This is a genomic window from Flectobacillus sp. (genome assembly GCF_049240685.1).
In the GTDB taxonomy this organism is placed as follows: Bacteria; Bacteroidota; Bacteroidia; order Cytophagales; family Spirosomataceae; genus Flectobacillus.
In genome coordinates, this window is sequence record NZ_JBMLSD010000103.1 from 1 (window position 1) to 10,778 (window position 10,778).

Consider the following 10,778-nt stretch of genomic DNA (forward strand, 5'->3'; position numbering starts at 1 on the left):
AAAAAAATCTAATTCCGTATTCCTACTTACTTCACTGAAACTTTACTAGTAGCCGAGTCAAAGGTTGCTGTGTATTGCTTTAGTGGACTACTTGCAGGAGCCGACAACACAGCACCAGAGGTAGAAAACTCAGAACCGTGACTTGGGCATTTGAAACGGTCTTGGTCTGCCAAAAAATTGATAGTTGTTCCCTCATGCGTACAAGCTTTAGCAAGAGCAATAAAATTTCCAGCTTTTGTTCTTGCCACAATTACGTCGCCCACTACCACAGCCGTACCGTTAGACTTCAGTGTGGAATAGTCTGTACTAGAAATATCAATCGTAAAATCGATAGTTCCTTTGGAGCTAGAGGCATTTCCAGTAAATCCTGCACTTGTTGGATTGGTGGTGGTTCCACCTGTAGTACCTCCCGAAGGACTCGGGTCGGATTTGCTGCTGCAACCCGATAAACAGTTTTGTAAAATTACAGCACCAATACTGATGCCTACAAGAGACATGAATTCTTTACGTTCCATGGTAGATTAAAGAAGTTTTAAATATGACAATAATTTGAGAGATAAGAGAAATATCTCTTACACCATTGGTAATTGCTCTTATGACAGAAAAGAGCTTTCTATAAGATTAAATTGAAGAAATTATTGCTCGCAACGTGGAAGAATCTACGATAATATAATTGTAATTTAAGGACTATACATGTATGTAAATTAAATGTATTTACAGATAAAAGCAAAGTAAGCTTCATAAATTATTTATTATGTTTTGAGACATCCTGCTTTAAGCTTTTGGTTTTGGCAACTAGCCAGTAGCCTTAACATTTTTGTTGGTCAGCATAGTCTTCCTTTTTGCTAAACACCCAAAAATGAAAGCCGAAATCCAAATAATTTTGTGCTACACGAATCTTATATCTAAAAACAATTTGTTCTTCAATATGGTTAGATTCTTTAGAGAATTCTTCGAAAATCTATCAGTTTTGGTCTTCTCAATAGATAATATCCCTATTTTTGTAAAATAAACGAAAGGGAGAAAAAAGTATTATCTATCAAATTAATCTTTTAGAGATAACTTATCTAAAATTTCAAGACATAGTAAATAAAAATTCTTGTTTTAGTAAATTTGCGATAATAGTTAGTTGTTTCAATTTCATCCAGATTATGTCCGACGATAAATTCATCAATCCCATCAATAAAGATAAAGTAGCCGAAAATCCTGGCTTATTACCCTATGCCCACACCGCAGGAAGTGCAGTGATTCGTCCTGAAGATATGGGTAAAACCAAAGGTCGTTCTGTAACAGCGATGCGCCAACAAACCGACCGACAGATGAACCAGTTGTATGAACAAATGGAAACACTTGCACGCCAAGCTAAAGCTCTGGCTCAGCGACGCGAGATTTCTGAACGAATCTATACAGCTACGGTGGGTTTTGAACCAATCATCAACGAAACCTACTACATGTACGAAAAAGAGGATGGTACGGATTTACTATCGCTTGTGGCACCGCATGAATGGGGACGCTCATTCAAGTATGTAAGATATGTGGCAAAAGTATTACTTTTGGCAGATCACACTTGGGATGTTACTTACAACGAAGAATTAGACAAAGAACAATAAGGCATCATTGCCAATTCATTATTTAATTATACAATTATGATTCAGTGGGAAACCATCAAGGAATATCAAGAAATCCTGTTTCAATTTCATGAAGCTGGAATCGCTAAAATCTCAATCAATCGCCCTCATGTGCACAATGCCTTTACGCCATTGACCGTAAAAGAAATGATTGATGCCATGAACATCTGCCGCGATGATGAGCGTATCGGTGTTGTTATTTTGACGGGTGAAGGCGGTCGCGCTTTCTGTAGCGGTGGCGACCAATCGGTTCGTGGACATGGAGGTTACATCGGTGCGGATGCAGTTCCTCGTTTGAATGTATTGGATTTGCAAAAGCAAATTCGTTCAATCCCTAAGCCAGTAGTTGCTATGGTTGCAGGATGGGCTATTGGTGGTGGTCATGTGCTTCATGTGGTGTGTGATTTGACGATTGCGGCTGAAAATGCACGCTTCGGACAAACTGGTCCAAAAGTTGGTTCATTTGACGGTGGTTTTGGTGCCTCTTATTTGGCTAGAGTTGTAGGTCAGAAAAAAGCTAGAGAAATTTGGTTCTTGTGTGATCAGTACGACGCACAAGAAGCACTAGATATGGGTCTTGTTAATAAGGTAGTTCCTCTCGAAAAACTTGAGGAAACTACAGTGGAGTGGTGCTTGAAAATGCTAGAAAAAAGTCCTTTGGCACTACGAATGTTGAAGTCTGCATTCAATGCAGAATTGGACGGACAAGCTGGTATTCAGGAGTTGGCAGGAAATGCTACCTTATTATATTATCTTTCTGACGAAGCCAAAGAAGGTAAAAATGCTTTCTTGGAAAAAAGAAAACCAGACTTTAGCAAATACCCTAAATTCCCATAAAACTTAACTTATGATTTTTTAGGTTTTACGAGTAAAGATATCTTTTATCTGACTCGCCTAGTGTACCAAGGCTCAATCATCGGGGATGATTGAGCCTTGTTTTTTACTCATATCCAATTAATTAGCGTTTAATCAAAAAAAACTTATCCTCACAAATCAACCTTTCCTATACAAATTGTGTCTATAAGCATAGCAAATACTTCCAAATTTTGATAACAAGATTCAAGTAGAAAGCGTTAAGTATTTCAAGATTTCTCTTAGTTTTGGAAAATAATCAATCAAAATGAATCCTTTTCGATTCAATTATGTAACATTGTTGAAATACTAAATCTTAATACAAATGAACTATTGGTTAGTAAAATCTGAGCCTTTCAAATATTCTTGGGACGATTTTGTTGCGCAGGGAGTAGGAATGTGGGACGGTGTTCGAAATTACCAAGCGCGTAACAATTTGAAAAGTATGCAACTCGGCGATTTGGTTCTCTTTTATCACTCAAACGAAGGACTCGAGGTAGTTGGGATTGCCAAGGTGGTTAAAGAACATTATCCCGACCCTACAACCGATGACAATCGCTGGGTGGTTGTTGATTTATCCCCTGTTGAAAAATTACCTAAAACCGTCACACTTAAACAAATGAAAAATGACGAACGACTACAAGATTTGGCTTTAATCAAACAATCTCGCTTATCTGTTACTCCTGTAAAACCCGAGGAGTTCGATATCATCGTAGGACTAGCACATGAATAAAAGCAAATCTTTAAGCTTTTGTCAATTAAAACCCGTTACAACATATATGAAAAAGATATTGTTGATTTTAAGTTGGCTACTTTGTACCATTACAATGTATGCCCAAAGCGTAAAGCGCGTGGAAATTCCTCTACCATCTGCTTCTTCGGAATATTTCACAATCCCTCTGCAAAAACAAGGAGTGCTTCTTTTGTCACAAATCAACAAAAATCAGTTTAACCTCATTAAACTTGATACTAATCTCGAAACTGTTTGGAATATCAATGGTACGATTGATGGTAATTTGGACTATGTAAAGCACTCTTATGATGGCAAAAATGTTTATCTACTATTTAGCCGTTATAGAAGTAATGTTTTTGAAGTAATTAAAGTAAATCTTGGCCCTGGTTTTATCGAAAAATTCCAAATTATGTCGGTCGATAGGCTGGAAGTTTCTGATTTTCAAGCCCTCAATTCGGCAGTTTTTATTGGAGGAATTGTAAATAACCAACCCATTATTTTATACACTGACTTGGCTGCTCGAAAAACTAAGGTGTTGCCTTCGGCACTCAAAAATCAAGCAGAGTTACAGTCAATGGAGCTAGATACAACCAACCATTTTGTGAATGTAACCTACGCCGTTGGTAACAAAGGTAAAAACTATCAATTAGTAGTAAAATCTTTTGACGAAGAAGGTACGTCCATCAATCAGATTGTATTAGATACCCAAGAAGATTTTGCTATGATGAACGGGCGCCTCAACATGATTTCGGATAGTACTCAAATTATGTTTGGCACTTATGGTCACAAAAACTCAATTGGCACGCAACGGGGGCCTACTTCGCAAGGAATTTACTTTAGCAAACTGCTCGACAACGAAATGACGGATTTAAAGTTTTATAGTTTCACAGACTTTAAAAACTTCTTCAACTATTTGAGTGAAAAGCAACGGCTCAGACAAGAAAGGAAAATACAGGACAAAAAGGATAAAGGTGAAGATTTAAGATTAGATTACCGTTTCTTGGTGCATGATATTGTAAAGCAAGGCGACAAATATATCCTTGTGGCCGAAGCCTTTTATGCAGATTACCGTTATAACAATTTTAATAATCCTTATAGTCCGTTCAATTCTTGGGGTTCGGGCCTCTATGGTAGTCCGTGGAACTCCTTTTACAATCCCTACCGCTGGGGTTATGGTTACTACGGTTTGTATTCTCCTTTTAGTAGCTATTACAGTCCGTGGGGATATGGCAATAGATTTTACAGCAATTCGCAAAGCTTTGATGGATGGATATACACCCATGCCATTGTAGCAGCCTTTGATGAAAAGGGAAATTTGCTTTGGGATAACAGTATTCCTTTGAAAGATGTTAAAGAGCCCAAACTAGTTGAGAAGGTTCAAGCTTCTATCAAAGGCGACCAAATAACGCTTACGTACAGTAGCAAAGGGCAAATTTTTACAAAAACTATCGTAAAAGATTTGACCCTCGATGAACTTACACCAAAGCCAGTAGATACACAAGTGGAAGGTGACGTCGTAAAAAGAACAACTTCTGACCATATCGACTATTGGTTTGATAATTATTTTTTGGCATCTGGTATTCAACGAATTAATAATGAAACTGAAAACCTTAGACGTAATGTGTTTTATTTGAATAAGGTCTCGTTCTAACAACAAAATCTTATTGCACTGTGAATTGACTAGCAAGCCCAACAGGTTTTAAAAACCTGTTTATCAATACATTAGTAAAAATTTTAAAAATAATCTAAAACAGTATCGAGCTTATAGTTCAATTTGCACTAATTCTAACAAGTCTTTTTTGTAAATTTGTGGCGGTATTCTAAAAGGATACCGCTTTTTATTTTAGGAAGTTTAATCAATATAAGAATTGAGCACAACAATAATACAAACTGCAACGCCGAAAAACTGGAAAGCCTACCAGCTGCTGGATTCGGGAGGTTTTGAGAAGTTAGAGAAATTTGGAGACTATATTTTACGTCGTCCCGAACCGCAAGCGGCTTGGGATAAATCTCTTTCGGAGCTAGAGTGGCAAAGTAAGGCACATGCCTATTTCAAAAAGGATAAAGGTTCTCAAGAAAAAGGAGAATGGATTTTGAAAAAAGGGATGGTTGAGCGTTGGTATATGCCCTATCAAACTAATGAACTCAAACTTAACTTCAAACTTGCGCTTTCTTCATTCAAACATGTAGGTATCTTTCCTGAACAAGCCATGAATTGGGATTTTATTGTTGAGAAAGTAAAAAAGATGCCTGTCAAAAACCCCAAAGTACTGAACTTATTTGCCTATACGGGAGGCGCCTCAATTGCCGCCAAACAAGCAGGGGCAGATGTTACGCACGTAGATTCAATTAAGCAGGTTATTAGCTGGTCACGTGAGAATATGGAAGCTAGTCAGTTAGAAAATATCCGTTGGGTAGTCGAGGATGCCATGAAATTTGTAAAACGGGAAGCCAAGAGAGGCAATGTTTATCAGGGAATCATTCTGGACCCTCCTGCATACGGCCGTGGCCCTGATGGCGAAAAATGGGTTTTAGAAGAACAGATTAATGAAATGCTCAAAACTGTAGCTCAGATTTTGGATAAAGAAAATTATTTCCTCATTTTGAATATGTATTCAATGGGTTTTTCTTCTCTTATTGTCGAAAATCTAGTTAAGTGTAGCTTCGAGCATTCCAAAAATCATGAATTCGGGGAACTTTATTTGGAAGATACTTTCCAGAAGAAACTTCCATTGGGAGTTTATTATCGTTTATCGAGTGTTTAAAAATTGAAATATTTGGAGTAAAATCTCACAAAATAGTATGGCGCTCAATTTTTAAGACAAATGCTCTTTTTTTAGTAAAACGATTAAATAAAAACCTCTAATGCTTTGAGTAGCAACAAGAAAAGTGCTAAAAGGTAAACTTTTTTCATAACAACAATTTTGTGATTAGTTAAGGTATTTTCGGGGGCAAATATATTGTTTATTCAAATTCTTAGCAATAATTTTTCTTCGTTTTTGGAACTTTTAAATATTTTTTAATACAGCAACAATTCGCATTGTTTTTGCCGTAATTTTGAGAATAATGAAAAGACTATTTTTCTGTTATATATTCTTATGTGGATTTGGATTATTATTGGCTAGCTGTAGGAGCGAATCCAAAAAAGGTCTATCCATTCCTGCCGTTCCTGAAGTTACCGAAAAAGCTCGTCGTGCAGCCGCAATTGAATTTTTGACCGACCTAATCAACTCTTCCTCAAGTTCTTCTGAGATATACTATAAAAGAGCCAAACTTTACCTTGAAGACGAAAGACCCAAAGAAGCACTCGAAGATATCAACGACGCCATTAATATAAAAGCAAATAATGGGAGTTATTACCAAGCCAAAGCCCTTATATTAAGAGAATTGAAAGAGCCTCAACAGGCTTTGGAGGCGGCCTCAAAGGCCGAGGTTCTTAATGTCGAGTCACCTGAGTTATTTACGTTGCTTGGTGATTTGTATCAACAAATTGGACAATTTGCCAAGGCTAAACTTTACCTAAACAAGTCGTTACAAGTTTCGCCAAATCATGGTGAAACCTATTTCTTCAAAGGTGAAATTGCAGCAAAACAAGGAGATACCACAACAGCATTGCAATATTTCCATCAAACGCTGAATTTAAAACCAACATTTTTACCACTTTATTTAAAGTTTTCGGAAGTTTATACAGCACTGCGTCAATACGACTTAGCCTTGTTTTATAGCGATGAAGGAATAAAACAACATCCCAAAAATGCCGAACTTTATTTCAAAAAAGGAGTAACATATCAGCGCGCCTATCAAACAGATAGCGCCTTGGCAAGCTATACCAAAGCCATTAAGCTAGACTCTAGCCTTACTCAGGCAAGTTTTAGTGCAGGAATGCTCTACTTCAAAATCAGGAACTATCGTATGGCATTACCGCAGTTTGCCCACACCGTAAAAATAAATCCAAAATACCCTGATGCAAAACTATACTTGGCTATATGTCAAGAATTTACGGGCGCATACGACGCGGCTATTGCTACTTACGAGCAGATTATTGCCGAAAATCCAACAGAATATCGTGCCTCTGGTGGATTGTATCGTACTCAGAAAAAAAGAGATTATGGGTCGTTTATACCCGACAACTATAGCGCAAGCACAGATACTAGTGGCCTTAGCAAATACGATATTCCGAGAAGAAATATCGATACTACTTTCAGACCACTACAACCAAAATCAAGATTAAATTTAAAACCTGATTCTTCTCGAAAGAATTAGTTATCTTTGAATAATATTCATATTTTAAATCATAAACATAATAAAACAACGCCCGTAATGGCTATCCCGACGAAGGATATTGTTTGTATAATTTCCCGAATTGGACAGATAGAATACGAGCCGAAACTAAAACAATCAAATGATTAAAATCACTTTACCCGATGGTAGTGTTAGAGAGTATGCCCAGGGAGTCACTGGGATGGACATTGCCCTCAGTATTTCAGAAGGTCTTGCCAGAAATGTATTGGCAGCCAAGGTAAATGGAAAAGTTGTTGATGCATCATTGCCAATCAATGAAGATTCTGATTTCCAACTTCTTACTTGGAATGACACCGATGGAAAACAAACCTTCTGGCACTCTTCAGCGCACTTGATGGCCGAGGCTATTGAGGCATTATACCCAGGAACCAAATTCGGGATTGGGCCAGCTATCGAAACTGGCTTTTATTACGATATAGATATGGGTGATAAAACCTTAAGCTCGGAAGACTTCAAGAAAATTGAAGATAAAATGGTAGAATTGGCTCGCCAAAAGAATGAATATCAGCGCACGCCTATTTCGAAGGCCGAAGCGATTGAATATTTTACTGAAAAAGGCGACGAATATAAATTGGAATTGATAGATGGGCTTGAAGATGGTTCTATTACCTTCTATTCTCAGGGTAATTTTACTGACTTGTGCCGTGGCCCTCATATTCCAAATACTGGGTTCATCAAAGCTGTGAAGCTAATGAATGTTGCGGGGGCTTACTGGCGTGGAGATGTTTCGCGCAAGCAAATGACACGAGTGTATGCCGTTACGTTCCCTAAGCAAAAAGAACTAGACGAATACCTTCATTTATTAGAAGAAGCCAAACGTCGTGACCACCGTAAGTTAGGAAAAGAATTAGAGCTTTTTGCTTTCTCCGAAAAAGTAGGAATGGGTTTGCCGTTGTGGTTGCCCAAAGGTACGATGTTGCGCGAGCGCTTGGAGGGTTTTCTCCGAAAAGCTCAAGTACGAGCGGGATATTCTCCAGTCGTGACTCCACACATCGCCTCAAAAGAACTTTATGTAACCTCTGGTCACTATGCCAAATATGGTCAAGATTCTTTCCAGCCTATCCGTACACCAGATGAAGATGAGGAGTTTTTCTTGAAACCTATGAACTGCCCTCACCACTGTGAGATTTACAAAGTTAAGCCTCGCAGTTATCGTGATTTGCCATTGCGCTTGGCCGAATTTGGTACAGTTTACCGCTATGAACAATCTGGAGAGTTACATGGATTGACACGTGTTCGAGGATTTACTCAAGACGATGCGCACATCTTCTGTCGTCCTGATCAAGTAGAAGAGGAATTCATGAAGGTAATTGACCTAGTACTCTATGTTTTCAAAGCTTTAGGTTTCGAAAACTACTCGGCGCAAGTATCACTTCGTGACCCAGAAAATAAAGAAAAATATATTGGTAGAGACGAAGATTGGGAAAGAGCTGAAGCCGCCATTATTCGTTCGGCAGAAATCAAAGGACTACCAACCGTCGTAGAACTTGGTGAAGCAGCATTCTATGGGCCTAAGCTCGACTTTATGGTAAAAGATGCACTTGGACGTAAATGGCAGTTAGGTACCATTCAGGTAGATTACCAGTTGCCACAGCGTTTTGAGCTAGAGTATACTGGCTCTGACAATCAAAAACACCGCCCTGTGATGATTCACCGTGCACCATTTGGCTCTTTAGAGCGATTTGTGGCGATTTTGATTGAAAATACCGCTGGTAATTTCCCATTGTGGTTGTCTCCAGATCAGTTAGCAGTTTTACCAATTTCGGAGAAATATGAAGATTATGCCAATGAACTTTTCTTGAGACTACAAGAACAAGATTTACGTGGATATATCGACCATAGAGATGAAAAAATTGGCAGAAAAATCCGTGATGCCGAAGTTTCAAAAATTCCATTTATGTTGATTGTAGGTGAAAAAGAATCAGCCGAAGGTAAAGTATCTGTCCGTAAAAAGGGAGAAGGCGATTTGGGTATGATGCCTATTGAGGAATTCATTCAACTAGCACAGGAAGAAATCAATAAAAACATCGCACGCATAGGCTAGTCCAAATTTTTGAAGCAATCTTCTAGGGGAAACTTCCCTAAAAGATTGCTTTAAAGAAGGATAAACATCTTACAAAAAATAAAATTGTAGTTTCACCAACACTGAAATTTGCATTTCATTTTTTTTTGATTTAGATTTCGGAAACATAAATAGATAACTATCTAATAATCACGAAAGTCCAAATTACATCCTTCACCGGAACATTTTCCTGATAAATAGAGTTATTCATTTAAACAGTTTTTGAACTTCTAAGCTCAATCTGATTTTACATAATTTATAACTAATAAATTTTACAATATGGCGTTACGCCCGAATAATAATTACAAAGGGACAAAAAGAGAAGAGGAACCTTACAGAATCAATAACGCTATCCGCGGAGTTCAGCAGGTTCGTCTTGTAGGTGAAAACGTAGAACAAGGAATTGTTGAGTTCAAACAAGCCCTTGAGATTGCTACTCAGCAAGGTTTAGATCTAGTTGAAATATCACCAAAGGCAGTGCCACCAGTATGTCGCGTTATCGATTATGCTAAGTTTAAGTACGAACAAAAGAAAAAGCAAAAAGAGATTAAAGCAAACGCTGCAAAAACGGTGGTAAAAGAAATTCGTTTTGGTCCTAACACCGACGATCATGACTTTAATTTCAAATTGAAACATGCCATTAACTTCCTGAAAGAAGGTGCAAAAGTGAAGGCCTATGTTCACTTCGTTGGTCGTGCGATTGTTTTTAAAGAGAGAGGAGAAATGCTTTTACTCAACTTTGCCAAAGGTTTAGAAGAAGTAGGAAAGCCAGACGAAATGCCAAAATTAGAAGGTAAAAGAATGTCGATTATTTTCTCGCCAAAAACGATAAAAAAATAATCTAAGGCGCTCAGCTATTGTTTGAATTCAGATAGCATTCGTACCTAAGTACGCAAATGCTCAGCTAGAGTAATAGTCTGATAATCAAATGCCATTATTAATCTTAGCGATTATTAATGGCATTTTTTATTTCAGAAAAAACTGAATCAAATAGCATTTATTAACAAACTTTTTTGTATCTTTGCGGACTATTTTACCAAGCCAATACAGAAATGTTGCGGCAAATACTTTTCACAATTTAAACGTTTAAAAGAAATGCCAAAAATTAAAACTAAGTCAGGAGCGAAAAAACGCTTCAAAGTGACTGGATCAGGCAAAATTAAGCGTAAGCACGCTTTCCATAGCCACATTTTAACAAAAA

The 10,778-nt window shown here is 37.7% G+C and carries 10 protein-coding genes; 9 read left to right on the plus strand and 1 reads right to left on the minus strand.

The features are described 5' to 3' along the window. Positions 1-26: 26 nt before the first annotated feature. A complete protein-coding gene (locus ACOVQ4_RS04710) occupies positions 27-515 on the minus strand; it encodes a ubiquinol-cytochrome c reductase iron-sulfur subunit (protein WP_421819499.1) in 489 nt (162 codons plus the stop codon). 636 nt (positions 516-1,151) lie between these two features. Here ACOVQ4_RS04710 and ACOVQ4_RS04715 point away from each other — a divergent pair. The 9 genes from ACOVQ4_RS04715 to rpmI form a co-directional block, all read left to right on the plus strand. Further along, on the plus strand, positions 1,152-1,610 hold the full coding sequence (locus ACOVQ4_RS04715; protein ID WP_421819500.1) for a DUF2452 domain-containing protein: 459 nt from the start codon (positions 1,152-1,154) through the stop codon (positions 1,608-1,610). A gap of 36 nt (positions 1,611-1,646) precedes the next feature. Then, entirely contained in the window at positions 1,647-2,465 is an 819-nt protein-coding gene (gene menB / locus ACOVQ4_RS04720) for a 1,4-dihydroxy-2-naphthoyl-CoA synthase (RefSeq protein WP_421819501.1), read from the plus strand. A gap of 340 nt (positions 2,466-2,805) precedes the next feature. Continuing rightward, positions 2,806-3,213, plus strand: coding sequence for an EVE domain-containing protein (locus ACOVQ4_RS04725; protein ID WP_421819502.1), 408 nt, complete (start codon positions 2,806-2,808; stop codon positions 3,211-3,213). A 46-nt stretch (positions 3,214-3,259) separates the two neighbouring features. Beyond that, positions 3,260-4,864: a hypothetical protein gene (locus tag ACOVQ4_RS04730; protein ID WP_421819503.1), complete on the plus strand. Its 1,605-nt coding sequence runs from the start codon at positions 3,260-3,262 to the stop codon at positions 4,862-4,864. 217 nt (positions 4,865-5,081) lie between these two features. After that, positions 5,082-5,978: a class I SAM-dependent methyltransferase gene (locus ACOVQ4_RS04735; protein WP_421819504.1), complete on the plus strand. Its 897-nt coding sequence runs from the start codon at positions 5,082-5,084 to the stop codon at positions 5,976-5,978. Between the two features lie 301 nt (positions 5,979-6,279). After that, positions 6,280-7,476, plus strand: a complete 1,197-nt coding sequence (locus tag ACOVQ4_RS04740; protein WP_421819505.1) for a tetratricopeptide repeat protein — start codon at positions 6,280-6,282, stop codon at positions 7,474-7,476. Between the two features lie 139 nt (positions 7,477-7,615). Next, positions 7,616-9,559 carry a threonine--tRNA ligase gene (thrS, locus tag ACOVQ4_RS04745; protein ID WP_421819506.1) on the plus strand — a complete coding sequence of 648 codons (1,944 nt, stop codon included), beginning with the start codon at positions 7,616-7,618 and terminating at the stop codon, positions 9,557-9,559. A gap of 297 nt (positions 9,560-9,856) precedes the next feature. After that, positions 9,857-10,417 (plus strand): translation initiation factor IF-3, encoded by a 561-nt coding sequence (infC, locus tag ACOVQ4_RS04750; protein ID WP_421819507.1) that lies wholly within the window; start codon positions 9,857-9,859, stop codon positions 10,415-10,417. 255 nt (positions 10,418-10,672) lie between these two features. After that, positions 10,673-10,778: 50S ribosomal protein L35 (rpmI, locus tag ACOVQ4_RS04755; protein ID WP_421819508.1), on the plus strand; the 106-nt coding region annotated here is incomplete at its 3' end.